The following is a 17,756-nucleotide window of genomic DNA, read 5'->3' as shown; positions in this document are numbered from 1 at the left end:
CGCACCTGTCGGCCATATACCCGACTGGCCGACACAGGCCCTGTACTAGGTCGAGTCGATCAATCGCGGTAAAGTCCGCATGGGTCTTTTTGGGGCGTGTGTGTACCAGGGGGAAGCGAATGGCGCATTGGGGTCGTCGTGTGCTCACGTGGATGGCCGCCGTGATGTTGCTCGGCGGAGGTATCGGATACGTCAGCACAGGCCAGGCGAATGCGGCGTTCAAGCCGCAAGCCGGGCCCGCCTTCAACGATCCCGAAGGCGACACGGCCTCTCAGTACGCGATCATTCGGCGGATCGAGAACAACATCGACACCGCGCCCGCGGGCTCGGTGATCCGGGCCGCGTTCTACAGCATCAATCTGGACGACTTCGCGGACAAACTGATCGCCGCGCACAAACGCGGTGTCTATGTCCAGGTGCTGATGGACCAGCACTCGAAGAATTCGACCTGGTCTCGCCTGGTCTCCGCGCTCGGCGGCAAGGTGAGCACCGCGAGCGCCAGCAGCTACGCGGCCCTGTGCTACGGCGGGTGCGTCGCGCACCACTACACCGACGGGGCGCCGTCGGCCTTCCTGCACACGAAGTTCTTCCTCTTCTCCGGCGGCGGAACGCGCACCGTGACGCTCTCCAGCGCGAACCCCACCGACACGCAGGCCGAGGTCGCCGCGAACAACAGCTACACCGTGGTCGGCAACAACGGCCTCTACAACGCCTACGTCAAGACCTTCACCGACATGGCGAAGGGATCCGCGGGCACGTACAAGCCGAATTACTACTGGACGTACGGCTCGAACCCGAAGGCGTACTACTGGCCCAAGGCCGGCGGCGCCAGTGACACGATCCTGGGCGTGCTGCAACTGGTCACGTGCTCGAAGACCTACCCGAGCCAGGTCCGCGTCGCGATCTTCGAGTGGACCGACAACCGGCTCTCGCTCGCCAAGCAGCTCGCCGGCATGGCGTCCAAGGGCTGCAAGGTCACCGTGGCGTACACCAAGAGCCAGGTCTCCTCGACGGTCCGGTCCACGCTGGCCGACTCCAAGATCGACGTGCGGGACACCACCCACGGCAAGGACGCCGACGGATACGCCGAGCACTACACGCACGACAAGTACCTGCTGATCAACGGCAGGTACAACGGCACGAGCGGGCAGAAGATCGTCCTGACCGGCTCGGCGAACTACACCGCGAACGCGCTCTACCACAACGACGAGTCGGACATGAAGGTCACGAACTCGTCGGTGTACGCGGCGTACCTGGCGAACTTCAACGACCAGCTCGCGGCGATCCCGACGATCACCGCGAAGCAGCAGGCCCTCGGCCAGAAGCCCACGATCCCGGTCAACCCCGAGGAAGCCGCCGACAGCTGATCCTCAGTCGCCTCCGCGGTGCCGCGCGGCGTCGCGGAGGCGGTAGCGGAGCTCGGGGCGGCCGACCTGGCCGTACCGCGGCGCTCGTTCGGCGTGGCCGTGGTCGACGAGGTACTCCAGATAGCGGCGGGCGGTGACACGGGACACGCCCGCCGCCTTCGCCGTCGCCTCGGCGGTCACGCCCTCCTCGGCGCGGAGCAGGATCTCCCGTACGGACTCCAGCGTCGGCGCGCTCACGCCCTTCGGCAGGGCGGATCCGTCGGGGCTGCGAAGAGTGGCGATCGCGCGGTCGACCTCGTCCTGGTCGGTCGCCTCGCCCGGCCGACCGAGCGTGGAGTGGAACCGAGCGTAACGTTCGAGTTTGGCGCGGAACGTGGCGAACGTGAACGGCTTCAGCAGGTACTGCACCACGCCGACGGACACCGCCGACCGGACCGTGGCCAGGTCGCGCGCCGAGGTCACCGCGATCACGTCGGCGAGGTGGCCGGCGGCACGGAGGCGCCGGCAGATCTCCAGGCCGTGACGGTCCGGCAGGTAGAAGTCGAGCAGGACCAGGTCGACGGGTCGCCGATCCAGGACGCGCAGCGCCTCGGCGCCGGAGTGGACCACGTCCACGACGGCGAAGCCGGGCACCCGTTCGACGTAGCGCCGGTGCGCCTCCGCGGCGAGCCGGTCGTCCTCGACGACGAGGACCTCGATCATGCGTTCACCTCCTCGTGCAGTGGAAGCGTGACGGTGAACACCGCGCCGACGTCGCGGTCCACGTTCACGTGCCCACCGTGCCGGGCGACCGCCTGCGCGACGAGGGCGAGGCCCAGCCCCCGGCCGGACGGCCGGGCTTCGGGCTTGGTCGACCAGCCGCGCCGGAACACGTTCCGTACGGCGTCGTTCTCGAGGCCACGGCCGGTGTCGGCGACCCGCAGGACGAGCGCCCCGACGTCGGCCCGGACGGTGACGAAGACCCTCGGCGGGCGTCCTTCGCCGTCGGCCGCCGCGTCGATGGCGTTGTCGACCAGGTTCCCCAGAATCGTCACCAGGTCGCGCGCCTCAAGACCGTCCGGTATCGCCTCATCGTCGACCCGGGTGTCGGGCGTGACGACGAGTTCGACGCCTCTCTCGTTCGCCTGCGCGGCCTTGCCCAGCAGCAGCGCGGCGAGCACCGGCTCGGCGACCGCCTCCATCAGCTGGTCGGTGAACCGCTGCGCGATCTCCAGCTCGGCCGTGGCGAACTCCACGGCCTCGTCCGTACGGCCGAGCTCGATGAGGGAGACGACGGTGTGCAGCCGGTTGGCGGCCTCGTGCGTCTGCGAGCGCAGCGACTCGGCGAAGCCGCGCACGGAGTCCAGCTCACCGCTCAGGGCCTGCAGTTCCGTGTGGTCGCGAAGGGTGACGACGCCGCCGAGGTCGCGGGTGCCCGAGGTGACGGCGGACTTGTTGACCACGACGACGCGGTCGAGGGTCAGGTGGATCTCATCGACGCACGGTACGTCCCCCGACAGGGCCGCGGTGAGCGCCTCCGGAAGCCCCACATCGGCCACGTGCCGGCCCTCCACATCGGCGGGGAGACCGAACAGCTCGCGCGCGCCGTCGTTGGCCAGGACGACGCGATGGTCCGGGCTGAGCAGCAGCAGTCCCTCCCGCACGGTGTGCAGGATCGCGTGGTGGTACTCATACATCCGGCTCAGCTCGGCGGTGCTCATTCCGTGCGTGTGCCGCCGCAGCCGCGCGTTGGCCAGGTAGGTGCCCGTACCGCCGACGGCGAGGGCGATCAGGGCGACCGCGATCAGGGCCAGCACCTGGGCCCTGACCTGCGCGCTGAGGGTCCGTACGGTGATCCCCACGCTGACCAGCGCGACGACCTGGTGCTGCGGGCCGAAGACCGGGGTCACCACACGGACGGAGGGCCCGAGCGTCCCGGTGTAGGTCTCGGTGAACGTGTGCCCGGCGAGCGCTCGCCCGGTGTGACCGAGGAAACGCTTGCCGATCATCGCGGGGTTGGGATGGGTGTACCGGATGCCGTCCGGCCTCATGATCGTCACGAACTCGACACCCGTGTCGTGCTGGACCCGGTCGGCGTACGGCTGGAGCACCCTGGACGGGTCGGCACCGGCCACGGCCGCGGCCGTCATCGGCGCGTCCGCGATGCCGACCGCCACGGCGATGACCTGGCGACGGGCCGAGTCGACCGTGCCGCGCTCGGCCTGCACCGAGGCGAGGCCGGCGCCGCCGGTCACGATGACGGCGACGACGATCGCCTGCATGAGGAAGAGCTGCCCCGCCAGGCTGCGACGCCGATGTCCAGGGGATGGGTGACGCATCTCGTCAGTGTGCCTGCGCTCACGCTGCTCGTTACAGACGTGTGAAGGCGGATTTTCGTGAACGTAATGAACGAAAACGTGACCTGAGTCACCCCACGCCGCATAGTCCTTGCAGATTTCGGCCGCTGGAGCCACGAGCAAGGAGATCGGATGTCCGTCGAAACCTCGCCGGTAGGGCCGCGCCCCCGCAGACGCGACCGCACGCACTTCCTCTACCTCGCGGTGGTCGCCGCGGTGATCGCCGGTGTCGTGGTGGGTCTGGCGGCACCGGGCTTCGCCACCGAGCTCAAGCCGCTCGGCACCGGGTTCGTGAACCTCATCAAAATGATGATCAGCCCGATCATCTTCTGCACGATCGTGCTGGGCGTCGGCTCGGTCGCCCGTGCCGCGAAGGTCGGCGCGGTCGGCGGCCTCGCCCTGGCCTACTTCATGATCCTCTCGACGTTCGCGCTGGCCATCGGCCTCATCGTCGGCAACATCCTGCATCCCGGAGCCGGTCTGCACCTGACCGACGCCGCGCGGCACGCCGGCCACGAACAGGTCGGCGAGGGCAGTACGGGGACAGTCGACTTCCTTCTCGGCATCATCCCGACGACGCTGGTGTCGGCCTTCACCGAGGGGCAGGTGCTGCAGACGCTGCTCGTCGCCCTGCTCGTCGGGTTCGGCCTGCAGGCGATGGGCGACACGGGCCGGCCCGTCCTGCGCGGGCTGGAGCACGTCCAGCGCCTGGTGTTCCGCGTCCTGGCGATCATCATGTGGGCGGCGCCGGTCGGCGCGTTCGGCGCGATGGCGGCCGTGGTCGGCGCGAGCGGCGTCGACGCCCTGAAGGGCCTCGTGATGATGATGGTGGCCTTCTACGTCACCTGCGTGCTGTTCGTGGTGGTCGTGCTCGGCTCGCTGCTGTGGCTCGTGGCGCGGGTGAACCTGTTCTCGCTCCTGCGCTACCTCGCCCGGGAGTTCCTGCTCATCCTGTCCACGTCGTCCTCGGAGAGCGCGCTGCCACGGCTCATCGCGAAGATGGAGCACCTCGGCGTGAGCCGGCCGGTCGTCGGCATCACCGTGCCGACCGGGTACTCCTTCAACCTGGACGGTACGGCGATCTACCTGACGATGGCGTCGCTGTTCATCGCCTCCGCGACCGACGCTCCGCTGTCGATCGGCGAGCAGATATCGCTGCTGCTGTTCATGGTCGTCGCCTCGAAGGGCGCCGCCGGCGTGACCGGCGCCGGTCTGGCCACACTGGCCGGAGGTCTGCAGTCGCACCGGCCCGCACTCGTCGATGGCGTCGGCCTCATCGTCGGCATCGACCGGTTCATGTCCGAGGCACGGGCGCTGACGAACTTCGCCGGCAACGCGGTCGCGACGGTGATCATCGGCAAGCTGACCGGGGAGTTCGACCGGGATCGAGCGCGGCTGGTGCTGGCCGGCCGGGACCCGTTCGACGAGACGACCCAGCTGGACGACGCCCCCTCGCGGCCGGACGCCGTCCGCGACTCGCGGGCCGGCGGCTCACCCGCCGTCGCGGGCGCGGACATCTGAGGAGCACCTGGTGAGACTCCCCGTTCGTACGGCCGCCGCCGTCTCCTTCGCCCTCACCCTGTGCGGCGCCGCCGCCGCTCCCGCGATGGCGCAGGCCGGGAGGGTCGTCGACCGCCCGCTGCCGACGACCGGCTGCGGCAAGGCGCCGTCGGTACGACCCGGCAGCTCGTCGACGGAGTACCTGGTCTCCGGAGGAGTCCGGCGCGGCTACCTGCTGCACGTACCGGACCGCTACGACCCGCGCCGGCCGTACGCGCTGGTGCTGTCCTTCCACGGCCACAAGCGCACGTCGGCCTACCAGGAGGAGCTGACCGGCATGTCGGCCCTGAACGCCGTCACGGTGTACCCCCAGGGCCTGGTCGGCACCGACGGGCAGACCGCGTGGCAGGGCGCACCGTACTCCGCCGACGTCGACGACGTGCTGTTCACCAGCGACCTGATCACTCGGCTGCAGGGCGGCTACTGCGTCGACCCGCACCGGATCTACGCCGCCGGCAAGTCCAACGGCGGTGGCTTCACCGGCGTCCTCGCATGCCGCATGGCCGGGCGCATCGCCGCCTTCGCCCCGGTGTCCGGCGCCTTCTATCCCCAGGGCGGCCCCTGCGCGCCGTCCCGCCCGGTCCCGATCGCGGACTTCCACGGCACCGCGGACACCACGATCCCCTACGACGGCGACCCGGCCAGGGGACTGCCGGACCTCCCGTCCTGGCTGAGCGCCTGGGCGGCCCGCGACCGCTGCCTGCCGCGGCCGGCCGAACACGTGATCGCCGGGAACGTGACGGTCCAGGACTGGCGAGGCTGCGCACGCCGGAGCACAGTGCGGCACTACCGCGTCACGGGCGCGGGTCACGTCTGGCCGAGCACGAGCCCCAACCTGGACTCCCCCACCCCGACCTCCATCGACGCCACCCCGTTGATCTGGGATTTCTTCCGGCGAAACCCGCTTCCGGCGGCTTGAGCGTCGAAGCCCGGCCGTCGGCGTGTGGATCACGGCGGCGTCACCGGGACGGGGGACGATGTGCGGGATCGTACGAAGAGCCGGTTCGCCGGATCGCCGCGGCCGCCGCGAAGGTGAGGGCCGCCAGCACGCAGTACGAGACCGGGTACCCGCCGGTCAGGCGGGCGAGGAGTGCGCCGCCTCCGGGAGCCAGCGCGATGGCGACGGTAATCGGAGCGGTGAAGACGCCGTTGATGTGGCCGAACGCGCGTGTGCCCCAGTGGTCGGCGACCGTCGTGGCCTGGAGCAGCGTGAACATGCCGCGTGCCGCGCCCGCGAGGACGGCCACGGCGATCAGCGCCGTGGCCGGTCCGGGGAGGACGCCCAGGACGACGATGGTGGCCGCTCCGGCGGTCAGGATGACGGTGGCGCGGCCGGACGGAGCGGCGCGGGCGGCCAGCCGTGGGTAGCCCAGCCGCCCGAGCACCTGGCCCGCGCCGCAGAGGCCGAGGGCGACGGCGGCCAGATGGGTGCCCATCCCGTCGGAGGTGAGCAGCGGGACGAGGTTCACGGTGGCGGAGTAGCTCCCGAACGCGGCGAAGGTCATCGCGGCCGTCAGGACGACGAACGGCCCGCTGCGGACGACCGCCCGTGCATGGGCGTCCCGCTCGTACGGGACGCCGCGGGTCCGGCGCTGCCGCCAGGGCGGCGTCAGGCACAGGACGTGCAGCGGCACGGTGACCACGGCCAGGATCACGGCGAGCGCGAGGTAGGTGCCGCGCCAGGTCAGGTGGTCCAGCAGGAGCGCGGTCAGCGGGGCGAAGACCGTACTGGCGAACCCGCCGGCGAGCGTGACCGCGGTGAGCGCGCGCACGCGGTCGGGACCGTACCAGCCGGTGAGCGCGGTGAAGGCCGGCTGGTAGAGCACGGCCGACTGGGCGAGGCCGGCGAGGACCCAGGCGGCGAAGAAGAGCGGCAGGCTCGGCGCGGCGGCGATCGCCACGACGGCGGCGACGCCGACGATCGACCCGGTGGTCATGACCGGCCGGGGGCCGTGGGCGTCGATGAGGCGGCCGACGAGGATGCCGGCGAGGGCGGAGACGACCGCGCCGGCGGAGAAGGCCGCCATGGCGGTCGCGGTCGACCAGCCCGTGTCGCGGGTGAGCGACGACAGCGTCACCGGGAACGCGTAGTACAGCACGCCCCAGCTGGTGACCTCGGTGACGCACAGGCCGATCAGCACGCGCCGCGGCGGCCTCGCCCCAGTGGCCCGGTCCGCCGCCGTCTCGGCACGCGCGCTCGACCGCGGCATCCGCCTCCCGACACGACTCAGAGGGGCCGAAAGTCCCGGGGAAGCAGGGTCCCTGGGCTCTCCGATCTTTTCTGCGTTCCCCGCACCCTTGAGGAGGAAACAGGAGGTCGGTCATGCACATCATCCCTGGGCCGCGGTACGTGCTCGTCGGTTTCGACGGGTCGCCCAACTCCGCGGAGGCGCTGCGGCGGGCGGCGGCGGAGGCCCGCCGGCGCAACGCCCGTCTCGACGTCGTCCGGGTCATCTCGCGCGACGGCGGCCCGCTGCGCCGGCCGAAGGCGTGGTTCCGGCTGCGCGACGAGGTCGCGCGCCTGCTCCCCCGCACGCAGCACGTGACCACTCGTCTGCGGATCGCCCGGGGTGAACCCGGCGCGCAGCTGGCGCGCCTGGCCGGCCGCGCGGAGGTGCTCGTGGTCGGCTCGCGGCCGAACTCCCGGCACGGCGAACTGTTCGGCGGCGACACCGTACCCACCGTGCTCTCGAACGCGCGCTGCGGCGTCATCATCTGCGAGGACGGTGCGGAGGACTGATCGCCGACGCGAAGAAGGCCCGCCGGACCTGATCCGGCGGGCTTTTCGCCGTGGGTCGGGGCCGACGGACGCGTCGGCGGCCCACCTCGGGGTCAGCGCGGGCCGATTCGCATCCCCGACGCGTGCTGCACCCGGATGCGGAGCGCGGGGGGCCGCCCCGGCGGCCCGGAACAGGGCCGCGGGATCGGCCCGCCGGTGAGGACCGCCCGGCCGATGACGGTGACGGACCATCCGAGCAGGGTGTCCGGGTCGACGTCGTCCGCCTGGAAGGCCACGATGCTGCCGCCGATCGCCGCGCCGAGCATCGCCGCCGCGCGGACCGTGACCACGTCACCGTCGAGTACGAAGGTCACCGGCGTGACGGCGGGCAGCGCCCGGTCCGTGTGGACGATCCGCCCGATCGACGCGGTGGCCAGCAGGGCCAGGCACTGCTCACGGCCGAAGGTTCCGTTGCCGCCCGTCGGCCCGGCCGGGCCGCTCACGCTGGAACTCATGGTCTCTCCAGGAAAAATGGTCTCTCCAGGAAAAAGGGGAAGGGGAGCGGGCTCTCACCGCTCCCCTTTCGTCTTCGTCGCTACTTGAGGACGGGGAACCGCTGGACGAGGCGGGTCCGGCTCCACCAGCCGCCGAGACCGAGCGTGTCTCCCGCGCCGACCAGGGCCAGGCCGACGACGACCAGCGCGTAGACGAGGTGGTCGTCGACGAAGACGTTGCTGTCCGGAGGGAGGACGACGCTCCACATCATGACCAGCATGACCACACCCGCGCCGGCCGCGACGCGCATGCCGATGCCCAGGAGCAGCGCCGCGCCGATCCCCGCCAGGCCGAGCATGAACAGCCAGTCGGCCCAGCCGGCGCCGGCGATGGAGTGGTAGAAGCCCTTGAAGGGTCCGGCCGCCGAGAACTTCAGGAATCCCAGGGTCGGGTGGCCACCGTGGATCCACGCCTGCTTGCCCGGTGTGCCGTGGCCGAGGCCGAACAACTTGTCCAAGAAAGCCCAGAAGAACACGAAGCCGAGGAACAGCCGGGCGGTCGCCCAAACGTAACGGGCGGCGGTTCGGGACTGGGCCGGGTCCGTACGGTTAACGGTGCGGGGGCGCTCCGTCCGGGGGTCGGTGACGGGCATGTCTTCCACCTCTTTTCGCACCGGAACGTTTCCGGCTGCCCTTACCTAACGCCATGAGGCCGGGGGCTCCGCAGAGGCGAAAGCAGGGGCCCGCGCGGGACCTTCGTCCCGCGCCGGACCACCGTGGCGCGCCGCGTGGTCAGGTCGTGAGCGGTACGCGCCATTCGAGGACGGTCCCGCCCGTCCCGGAACGGATGTCGAAGGTGCCCCCGAGCCGCCGCGCGCGGTCGTCGAGGTTCGCCAGGCCGCTGCGGCGGCCGGTCTCGGTGAGACCGACGCCATCGTCGGCGACCCGCAGCAGCAGGTCGGAATCGGCGGCGATGGTCACGTCCACCCGCGAGGCGTGCGCGTGACGCGCGGCGTTCGACAGTGCCTCGCGCAGAACCGCGACGAGGTTGTCGCCGACCGTCTCGTCGACGACCGTGTCCAGCAGCCCGTCGAGCCGCACCGCGGGCGCGAACCCCAGGCTCTCGCCCGCACCCTCGATGACGCCGAACAGGCGTGACCGCAGAGTCGGCTCGTCATCGGCCGAGGTCTGCAGCGCGAAGATGGTCGAGCGGATCTGCCGGATCGTGTCGTCCAGGTCGTCCACGGCCCGCTGGACACGGACCGCGACGTCGGGCTTCTTGGTGATCTTGATGGCGCTCATCAGCGTCATGGCGATGGCGAACAGCCGCTGGATGACCGTGTCGTGCAGATCCTTGGCGATGCGGTCGCGGTCTTCGAAGACGACCAGCCGCTCGACGTCCCTGCGGCGCTCGGCCAACTCCAGCGCGACGGCCGCCTGCGCCGCGAATGTCTCCAGCAGCCGTCGCACGGGTTCGGCGAACGACGCCTTGCCCGGCGCGTTGGCGACCGACAGCACACCGCGCGCGGCCGTTCCCGCGCCCAGCGGCACGGCCAGCACCGGCCCCAGCGGAACACGCGTCGCGACGCCGGACCGGCGAGCCTCCTCGCCGGCGTCGAGCGACGCCAGCGACGTGCCCGTGCGGTAGACCCGGCCGGTGAGCGTGTCATCGAGCGGTGTCCGCAGGTGTCTGAGCTCGTCGGCGTGCCGCCCGTCGGCGGCCCTGACCTCCAGTTCCTCCGTGGCCTCGTACGCGAGCGCGACCGTCGCCAGATCGGCGTCGCAGATCTCGCGGGCCCGCCGGACCACCAGGTGCAGGACGTCGTCCGGCTCGGTGCCCGACAGCAGGGCCGTGGACACCTCCGCGTTGGCCTCCAGCCAGCGCTCGCGCCGGCGCGCCTCCTGGTAGAGCCGGGCGTTCTCGATCGCCACGCCGGCGGCGGTGGCGAGCGCCGAGACGACGCTCTCGTCGTCGTCGTCGAACTCCTCGCCGTCGGCCTTCTCGGTCAGGTAGAGGTTGCCGAACACCTCGTCGCGAACCCGGATGGGGACGCCGAGGAACCTGCGCATCGGCGGATGGTTCTCCGGGAAGCCGTAGGACTCGGGATGCGCGGTCAGGTCCGCCAGCCGGATCGGCCGCGGCTCCTTGATGAGCAGGCCGAGGATGCCCAGGCCGTGCGGCCAGTGGTCCAGGGCGTCGATCTGCTCCTGCGTCACGCCGACCGTGATGAACTGGACCAGCCGGTCGTCCTCCCCGATCACGCCGAGCGCCCCGTACCGGGCGTCCACCAGCGTGGTCGCCGCCTCGACGATGCTGCGCAGCACGGTCTCCAGGTCCAGGTCACCGCCGATGGACACGATGGCCTCGAGAAGGCCGTGCATCCGGTCGCGCGTGTTCAACACGGTCGAGAGCCGGCTCTGCAACTCGGTGAGCAGGTCGTCGAGCCGCAACTGCGGGAGTACCGGGCGAGCACGATCCTCGCCCGGCCGGTTCTGGACAGACACAGGGGCGTATTCCTCTCTCGCGACGGGCCTCCCATTGTCCCGATCCATCCCGGCCTGCGGGAGGGGGCCGGGTGTGCCTGTCGGACCCGGCACGCGATGAGTACCGTCGTGGCCATGACCACCCCCATCAAGGTCTTCCTCCTCGACGACCACGAGGTCGTACGGCGTGGGGTCGCCGCGCTGCTGGAGTCCGAGCCCGACATCGAGGTCGTGGGCGAGGCCGGCACGGCGAGCAGCGCGCTGGCCCGGATCCCGGCGCTGCGGCCCGACGTCGCCGTGCTGGACGTACGGCTGCCGGACGGCGACGGCGTGACGGTGTGCCGGGAGCTGCGGTCGCGGATGCCCGAGCTCGCCTGCCTGATGCTCACCTCCTTCTCCGACGAGGAGGCGCTGATCGACGCGGTGATGGCCGGGGCCGCCGGGTACGTGCTCAAGCAGATCCACGGGTCTGACCTGGTCGGCGCCGTCCGTACGGTCGCGGCCGGCGGGTCGCTCCTCGACGCGCGCAGCACCACACTGGTGATGCGGCGCATGCGCGAACGCCCGCGCGAAGACCCGCTCGCCTCCCTGACCGAGCAGGAACGCCGGATCCTCGATCTGATCGGCGACGGGCTCACCAACCGGCAGATCGGCGAACACCTCTTCCTGGCCGAGAAGACCGTCAAGAACTACGTCTCCAGCATCTTCACCAAGCTCGACATGCGCCGCCGCACGCAGGCCGCGACCTTCATCACCCGGCTCCGCAGCGAATCCGACTCCCGCGCCCCCTCCGAGGAGTGACGCCGTAAGGCACCCCCGCGACAGGACCTTGGTCCCTCACTCGTACCGCCGCCGGATGGTGGGCTTGGGCACGAACCGGTCCGGACCACCCGGCCGGGGTACACCCCTGACCTGACGCCGAGACAAGGGAAACTGCCATGCTCACCGATGAGGAGATCCGGCCGATCGACGCCTGGTGGCGTGCGGCGAACTACCTGTCCGCGGGCCAGATCTACCTGCGCGCGAACCCGCTGCTGCGTGAGCCGCTGCGCCGGGAGGACATCAAGCCCCGGCTGCTGGGGCACTGGGGCACCTCGCCGGGTCTGAACTTCTGCTACGCCCACCTGAACCGCGTCATCACCGCGCACGACCTGGACATGATCTACATCATGGGGCCGGGGCACGGCGGCCCGGCGGCGGTCGCGAACGCGTGGCTGGAGGGCACCTACTCGGAGGTGTATCCGCGGGTGTCCCGGGACGCGACCGGGATGGAGCGGCTGTTCCGGCAGTTCTCCTACCCCGGCGGCATCCCCAGCCACGTCGCGCCCGAGACCCCGGGCTCCATCCACGAGGGTGGCGAGCTCGGTTACTCCCTCGCGCACGCGTACGGCGCAGCCTTCGACAACCCCGACCTGATCGTGGCCTGCATCGTCGGCGACGGTGAGGCCGAGACCGGGCCGCTGGCCACGAGCTGGCACTCCAACAAGTTCCTCGACCCGATGAAGGACGGCGCGGTCCTGCCGATCCTGCACCTGAACGGCTACAAGATCGCCAATCCGACCGTGCTCGCGCGGATCTCGGATCGCGAACTGGAGGCGCTGCTGGAGGGGTACGGTCACCGCCCGATCGTCGTCCGCGGCGACGAGCCGGCGGCGATGCACCGGCAGATGGCGGAGGCGCTGGACGAGGCGATCGGCGAGATCCTCGCCATCCGGCGGGACGCACGGCAGGAGGGCAGGGCCGGGCGGCCGCGATGGCCGATGATCGTGCTGCGCACGCCGAAGGGCTGGACCGGCCCGAAGGAGGTCGACGGGCTGCCGGTCGAGGGCACCTGGCGCGCCCACCAGGTGCCGCTCGCGGGCGTACGGGACAATCCGGCACACCTGGCGCAGCTGGAGGCGTGGCTGCGGTCGTACCGCCCCGAGGAGCTGTTCGACGCCGACGGGCGGCCGGTCGCCGGCGTGCTGGCGCCGCCCCCGGCCGGGAACCGGCGGATGAGCGCGAACCCGCACGCGAACGGCGGTCTGCTGCTGCGCGATCTCGAACTGCCGGACTTTCACGCGTACACCGTCGCGGTCGACGCACCCGGCACCAGGTCCACCGAGCCGACCCGCGCCCTCGGCGCGTACCTGCGCGACGTCGTCGCCGACAACCGGGACAACTTCCGCATCACCGGCCCGGACGAGACCGCCTCCAACCGGCTGTCCGCGGTGTTCGAGGTCACCGACCGGGTCTGGGAGGCCGACGTCCTCGACGTGGATGAGCATCTCGGGCCGCACGGCCAGGTCATGGAGGTGCTGAGCGAACACCTGTGCCAGGGCTGGCTGGAGGGTTACCTGCTGACCGGACGGCACGGCCTGTTCAACTCCTACGAGGCGTTCATCCACATCGTCGACGCGATGTTCAACCAGCACGCCAAGTGGCTGGAGACCACCCGGAAGATCCCCTGGCGGCGGCCGATCGCGTCGCTGAACTACCTGCTGTCCTCGCACGTCTGGCGTCAGGACCACAACGGCTTCACCCACCAGGACCCCGGCTTCCTCGACATCGTGATGAACAAGAAGCCCGAGGTCATCCGGGTCTACCTGCCGCCGGACGCCAACACTCTGCTGTCGACGGCGGACCACTGCCTGCGCTCCCGCGACTACGTCAACGTCATCGTCGCGGGCAAGCAGCCGGCGCTCGACTGGCTGTCGCCCGAGGACGCCGTGCTGCACTGCACCCGCGGCATCGGCATCTGGGAGTGGGCCTCCGTCGACGGCGGCACGAATCCCGACGTCGTCCTCGCCTGCGCGGGCGACATCCCCACGCTGGAGACGCTCGCCGCCGTGGACCTGCTCCGGCGGCACTTCCCCGAGCTTCGGGTCCGGGTCGTCAACGTGGTCGACCTGATGCGCCTCCAGCCCGACACCGAACATCCCCACGGGCTGTCCGATCGGGAGTTCGACGCGATCTTCACGGTCGACCGGCCGGTGATCTTCGCGTTCCACGGCTACCCGTACCTGATCCACCGCCTCACCTACCGGCGCCACGGCCACCACAACCTCCACGTCCGCGGTTACAAGGAGGAGGGCACGACCACGACGCCGTTCGACATGGTCATGCTCAACGACCTCGACCGGTTCCACATCGTCATGGACGTCATCGACCGGGTCCCCTCCCTCGGCGGCCGGGTCGCGAACGTCCGGCAGGAGATGGCGGACGCGCGGCTGCGCGCCCGCGCGTACACCCGGGAGCACGGCGAGGACATGCCGGAGATCTCCGGCTGGACCTGGCCCTACGCCACCCCCACGGCCTGAACGGAGGCGCCGCGTGCGGATCCTCGTGGTCAACGCCGGGTCGTCCAGCCTGAAACTCAGCCTGCTCGACCACGACGACACCCTCCTCGCCCGGCCGGACGACCTGGACGACCTGCGCGGCCTGCCCGCGCCGGACGCCATCGGGCACCGCGTCGTCCACGGCGGCGCGGACTTCACCGACCCCGTCCTGATCGACGACGACGTCGAGGCGCGCCTGCGCGCCCTGACCGAGCTGGCGCCCCTGCACCAGCCCAAGTCCCTGCACGGCATCGAGGCCGTACGCGCGGTGCTGCCCGGAGTCCCGGAGGTCGCCTGCTTCGACACCGCCTTCCACGCCCACCTGCCCGAGGCCGCCGCGACGTACGCGCTGCCCGCCGCGTGGCGGAAGGAGTACCGCATCCGGCGGTACGGCTTCCACGGCCTCTCGCACGCGTACGCCACACGGCGGGCCGGTGAGCTGCTCGGCGGCGTGCCCGACCGGCTCGTCGTCTGCCACCTCGGCGCCGGAGCGTCCCTGTGCGCGGTGGCGCGGGGGCGCTCCGTCGACACGACCATGGGCTTCACGCCGCTGGAGGGCCTGGTCATGGCCACCCGCTCCGGCAGCGTCGACCCCGGCCTGCTGCTCTGGCTCCAGGAGCACAAGGGGCTCACGCCCGCCGAACTCGCCGACGCCCTCGAACACCACTCCGGGCTGCTCGCCCTCACCGGCACCGCCGACATGCGCGAGATCGGCGACGGCCTCGGCCTGGAGGTCTACCTCCACCACCTGCGCGCCGGCATCGCCGCGATGGCCGCCGCACTCGGCGGGCTGGACACGCTGGTGTTCACCGGCGGCGTCGGCGAGCACGCGGTGGGCGTGCGGCGCCGCGCGGCCGAGGGGCTGGGCTTCCTCGGCATCGCGCTCGACCCGGCGCGCGAGGACACCACCGACGCCGAGATCGGCCGCGCCGAAGCCCCCGTGCGCACCCTGGTCATCACGTCGCGCGAGGACCTCGAGATCGCCGCCGGGGTCCGCGCGGTGCTGAAGCCGTGAGCCGAGCCGGCCCGGACGGGCCTTGAGGTCCCTCTCCTCAGGCCGACGGCGCGCCGGGTGCTCGGCCGACGGCCTTGCGGTACCGCCCCGGGGTGATACCGAACTCCCGCTGGAAGGCGTGGGAGAGCGCGTACGGGCTGCCGTACCCGACCCGGCCGGCGATGGAGGCCAGGGTGTCCGAGGTGTCCCGGAGCAGGGTGGCGGTGAGAATGATCCGCCACCACGTGAGGTACGCCATCGGCGGGCGCCCGACCAGGCCGGTGAACCGGCGCGCCAGAGTGGGGCGGGAGACGTTCACCCTCGCGGCCAGGCGCTCGGTGGTCCATGGGGCGGCCGGATCGGAGTGCAGCGCCCGCAGGGCGGCGGCCGTCACCGGGTCCCCCAGGGCGCGGGGCCAGGCTCCGCTGGTGGCCTCGGTCATCCAGGAGCGGATCATGTAGACGAGGAGCAGGTCGAGCAGGTTCGGCAGCGCGATGCAGGAGCCGGGCCGGCCGTCATCCAGCTCACCGGTGAGCAGGTCGATGGCGGCGCGCAGTTCGAGGTGGCCGCCCACGCGGCGGGGAAGGTGAACGACCTGGGGCATCTCCGCCAGAAGCGGGTGGATGCGGTTGCAGTCGAGCCGGTACCGGCCGCAGAGGATCTCCGTCTCGCCGCGCTCGGGCCGAGTTCGGGGCCTGGTTCCCGCGAGCCACCGCCCCGGTGACGCCGCGCCTTCCGCGTCGGTGGGGGAGCCGGTGAGCACATGGCCGGTGCCATGGGGCAGCAGCACCGCGTCACCCACGCCGAGGGACACCGGGTCGCCGCCGTCGGGAAGCAGCCGGCAACCGCCCTTCAACACCACGTGAAAGCCCGCGCCGCCGAACCGGTCCAGCCGCGTGCGCCACCTGCCGCTCATCCGCACCCGGTCGGACGAGGGGTGCGCCAGCCGCATGGCGGAGATCGCGTCGCTCACCACATCCATCCAGGGAATGTAGCCTCCATGAGACGGATGCGTATCTCGGTGAGCCGGATGCGCATTGAGACGCTCATCCGGCCTTCCTAGGGTCGCGTGCATGACGGACGAAAGCGTGCACCGCCTCGTGCTGGGCGATGTCGAGGTCATCCGGGTCGTGGAGTGGCAGGGCCCGTTCGTGCCCGTCTCCGACCTGCTCGCGGAGACGGCCGACGAGGTGTGGACGGACAATGAGGACTGGCTGGCGCCGGACCACTGGGAGCCGGACACCGGCCGGACGGTGATGGCGCTGCAGACCTGGGCGCTCCGCAGCGGCGGACGGACCGTTCTGGTCGACACCGGAGTGGGCAGGGGGCGCGAACGACCGGGCTCACCGCCGTTCCACCACTGGCAAGGCGATCTTCTCGGCCGCCTGGCGAAGGCCGGCATCCGCCCCCAGGATGTCGACGTCGTCGTCAACACGCACCTGCACATCGACCACGTCGGCGGGAACACCGTCGAGGCGGACGGAGAGTGGATACCGGCGTTCGCCAATGCCCGGTACCTCATCCCGGCCGCCGACGACCTCCACTTCGGCCCGGACGGCGCGTACGGCCACGGCTCGCAGGCGGACGGCCGCCTGATCTACGAGGACAGCATCGCGCCCATCCACCGGGCCGGACAGGCCGTGCGCTGGGACGGTCTCCACCGCATCGACGAGCACCTCACCCTGGAGTCCGCGCCCGGCCACACGCCCGGCTCGTCCGTGTTGCGGCTGGCCTCCGGCAGCGACCGGGCCGTCTTCGTCGGCGACCTGCTGCACAGCCCGGTACAGATCCTCCAGCCGTGCTGCAACAGCAACGCCTGCCTGGACTCGAGGCAAGCCGTGGCGAGCCGCCTGCGCGTCCTCCAGCGGGCAGCCGACCGGCGGGAGCTGCTGGTTCCCGCGCACTTCGCCGGTGCCGCCGGTGCCGTGGAGGTCCGGCGGGAGGGCGGCGGGTTCGCCCTGGGCCCCTGGGCAACGGGGTCGCCGTCGGATTCTTGATGACCGAAGGGCCCGGCCCGCAGGCCGCACCCGCGGAGCGAGCCGCGCACCGGCGGAACGCCTTCTCCCTCCGCTGAGCCGGTCTCCCAACGGCCCCGTACCCGGCGAAGGCGTCCTCGTGGTGAGGTCGCCGAAGCGCCGCCGGTCGAACGCTCCAGACCTGGCTATAGGCTCGGTCGTGAGCAGACGATTGGGACATTCCGCCGCGCGAGGCCGCGGCCGTCCCCGGGGCCGGAAGGGCGAGGGCGGTGACGGACGAGCGTACGCGTCGGCGGTGGCCGGCGGTGCCGCTACCTGTCGCGCTGCTGCTCGCGCTCTGCGCGATCCTCACCCCCGCGCTCGCCTCCATCGGCGATGGCATGGCCGCCGCGTCCCCGGCGAAGGCCGAGATGGCGGTGACGGGAGCCGCCGGCCCGCTGCTCCGGCCCGGTGCCGTGCCCCGGCTCGACAACGCCGAGAGCAAGCCGCTGCCGGCCGCCGCCCTGCCG

The 17,756-nt window shown here is 71.5% G+C and carries 16 protein-coding genes; 9 read left to right on the top strand and 7 right to left on the bottom strand.

The window, feature by feature from the left end; genetic code table 11:
* Positions 1 to 152 precede the first annotated feature (152 nt).
* The gene (locus tag ACFFNX_RS07105; RefSeq protein ID WP_378197075.1) at positions 153 to 1,367 is read left to right on the top strand and encodes a phospholipase D-like domain-containing protein; all 1,215 of its coding nucleotides are present in this window, start codon (positions 153 to 155) and stop codon (positions 1,365 to 1,367) included.
* Positions 1,368 to 1,370: 3 nt separating this feature from the next.
* Here ACFFNX_RS07105 and ACFFNX_RS07100 read toward each other — a convergent pair whose 3' ends face one another.
* Together ACFFNX_RS07100 and ACFFNX_RS07095 are read right to left on the bottom strand one after the other, a co-directional pair.
* A complete protein-coding gene (locus tag ACFFNX_RS07100; RefSeq protein WP_378197072.1) occupies positions 1,371 to 2,069 on the bottom strand; it encodes a response regulator in 699 nt (232 codons plus the stop codon).
* On the bottom strand, positions 2,066 to 3,685 hold the full coding sequence (locus ACFFNX_RS07095) for a sensor histidine kinase (RefSeq protein ID WP_378197069.1): 1,620 nt from the start codon (positions 3,683 to 3,685) through the stop codon (positions 2,066 to 2,068). The genes ACFFNX_RS07100 and ACFFNX_RS07095 overlap by 4 nt, the downstream gene beginning before the upstream one ends.
* A gap of 150 nt (positions 3,686 to 3,835) precedes the next feature.
* Between ACFFNX_RS07095 and ACFFNX_RS07090 the strand changes: the two genes are divergently transcribed.
* Together ACFFNX_RS07090 and ACFFNX_RS07085 are read left to right on the top strand one after the other, a co-directional pair.
* A complete protein-coding gene (locus ACFFNX_RS07090; protein ID WP_378197066.1) occupies positions 3,836 to 5,224 on the top strand; it encodes a cation:dicarboxylate symporter family transporter in 1,389 nt (462 codons plus the stop codon).
* A 10-nt stretch (positions 5,225 to 5,234) separates the two neighbouring features.
* Positions 5,235 to 6,182 (top strand): CE1 family esterase, encoded by a 948-nt coding sequence (locus ACFFNX_RS07085; RefSeq protein ID WP_378197063.1) that lies wholly within the window; start codon positions 5,235 to 5,237, stop codon positions 6,180 to 6,182.
* Positions 6,183 to 6,222: 40 nt separating this feature from the next.
* Here the strand turns inward: ACFFNX_RS07085 and ACFFNX_RS07080 are convergent, their stop codons facing one another.
* On the bottom strand, positions 6,223 to 7,473 hold the full coding sequence (locus ACFFNX_RS07080) for an MFS transporter (protein WP_378197060.1): 1,251 nt from the start codon (positions 7,471 to 7,473) through the stop codon (positions 6,223 to 6,225).
* Between the two features lie 113 nt (positions 7,474 to 7,586).
* Between ACFFNX_RS07080 and ACFFNX_RS07075 the strand changes: the two genes are divergently transcribed.
* Positions 7,587 to 8,003: a universal stress protein gene (locus tag ACFFNX_RS07075; RefSeq protein WP_378197057.1), complete on the top strand. Its 417-nt coding sequence runs from the start codon at positions 7,587 to 7,589 to the stop codon at positions 8,001 to 8,003.
* A gap of 92 nt (positions 8,004 to 8,095) precedes the next feature.
* Here ACFFNX_RS07075 and ACFFNX_RS07070 read toward each other — a convergent pair whose 3' ends face one another.
* The 3 genes from ACFFNX_RS07070 to ACFFNX_RS07060 all read right to left on the bottom strand — a co-directional run bounded on the left by ACFFNX_RS07070 (position 8,096) and on the right by ACFFNX_RS07060 (position 10,981).
* On the bottom strand, positions 8,096 to 8,497 hold the full coding sequence (locus tag ACFFNX_RS07070; protein ID WP_378197054.1) for a pyridoxamine 5'-phosphate oxidase family protein: 402 nt from the start codon (positions 8,495 to 8,497) through the stop codon (positions 8,096 to 8,098).
* Positions 8,498 to 8,577: 80 nt separating this feature from the next.
* Positions 8,578 to 9,129, bottom strand: coding sequence for a DoxX family protein (locus ACFFNX_RS07065; protein WP_378197051.1), 552 nt, complete (start codon positions 9,127 to 9,129; stop codon positions 8,578 to 8,580).
* A 139-nt stretch (positions 9,130 to 9,268) separates the two neighbouring features.
* A complete protein-coding gene (locus tag ACFFNX_RS07060) occupies positions 9,269 to 10,981 on the bottom strand; it encodes a sensor histidine kinase (RefSeq protein WP_378197048.1) in 1,713 nt (570 codons plus the stop codon).
* Positions 10,982 to 11,095: 114 nt separating this feature from the next.
* Between ACFFNX_RS07060 and ACFFNX_RS07055 the strand changes: the two genes are divergently transcribed.
* From ACFFNX_RS07055 to ACFFNX_RS07045, 3 genes are all read left to right on the top strand, one after another.
* Entirely contained in the window at positions 11,096 to 11,761 is a 666-nt protein-coding gene (locus ACFFNX_RS07055) for a response regulator transcription factor (RefSeq protein ID WP_378197045.1), read from the top strand.
* Positions 11,762 to 11,898: 137 nt separating this feature from the next.
* Positions 11,899 to 14,259 (top strand): phosphoketolase family protein, encoded by a 2,361-nt coding sequence (locus ACFFNX_RS07050; RefSeq protein WP_378197042.1) that lies wholly within the window; start codon positions 11,899 to 11,901, stop codon positions 14,257 to 14,259.
* 13 nt (positions 14,260 to 14,272) lie between these two features.
* Positions 14,273 to 15,292, top strand: coding sequence for an acetate/propionate family kinase (locus ACFFNX_RS07045; RefSeq protein ID WP_378197039.1), 1,020 nt, complete (start codon positions 14,273 to 14,275; stop codon positions 15,290 to 15,292).
* Positions 15,293 to 15,329: 37 nt separating this feature from the next.
* Here the strand turns inward: ACFFNX_RS07045 and ACFFNX_RS07040 are convergent, their stop codons facing one another.
* On the bottom strand, positions 15,330 to 16,253 hold the full coding sequence (locus tag ACFFNX_RS07040; protein WP_378197036.1) for an AraC family transcriptional regulator: 924 nt from the start codon (positions 16,251 to 16,253) through the stop codon (positions 15,330 to 15,332).
* Positions 16,254 to 16,344: 91 nt separating this feature from the next.
* Between ACFFNX_RS07040 and ACFFNX_RS07035 the strand changes: the two genes are divergently transcribed.
* Together ACFFNX_RS07035 and ACFFNX_RS07030 are read left to right on the top strand one after the other, a co-directional pair.
* Entirely contained in the window at positions 16,345 to 17,268 is a 924-nt protein-coding gene (locus ACFFNX_RS07035) for an MBL fold metallo-hydrolase (RefSeq protein WP_378197034.1), read from the top strand.
* Positions 17,269 to 17,552: 284 nt separating this feature from the next.
* Positions 17,553 to 17,756 (top strand): hypothetical protein (locus tag ACFFNX_RS07030; protein ID WP_378197030.1); only part of this gene is annotated, 204 nt, incomplete at its 3' end.

Origin of the sequence: Actinoallomurus acaciae (assembly GCF_042429965.1) — a bacterium.
Taxonomy (GTDB): Bacteria; Actinomycetota; Actinomycetes; order Streptosporangiales; family Streptosporangiaceae; genus Actinoallomurus; species Actinoallomurus acaciae.
This window is presented reverse-complemented; position numbering and strand designations above follow the sequence as displayed.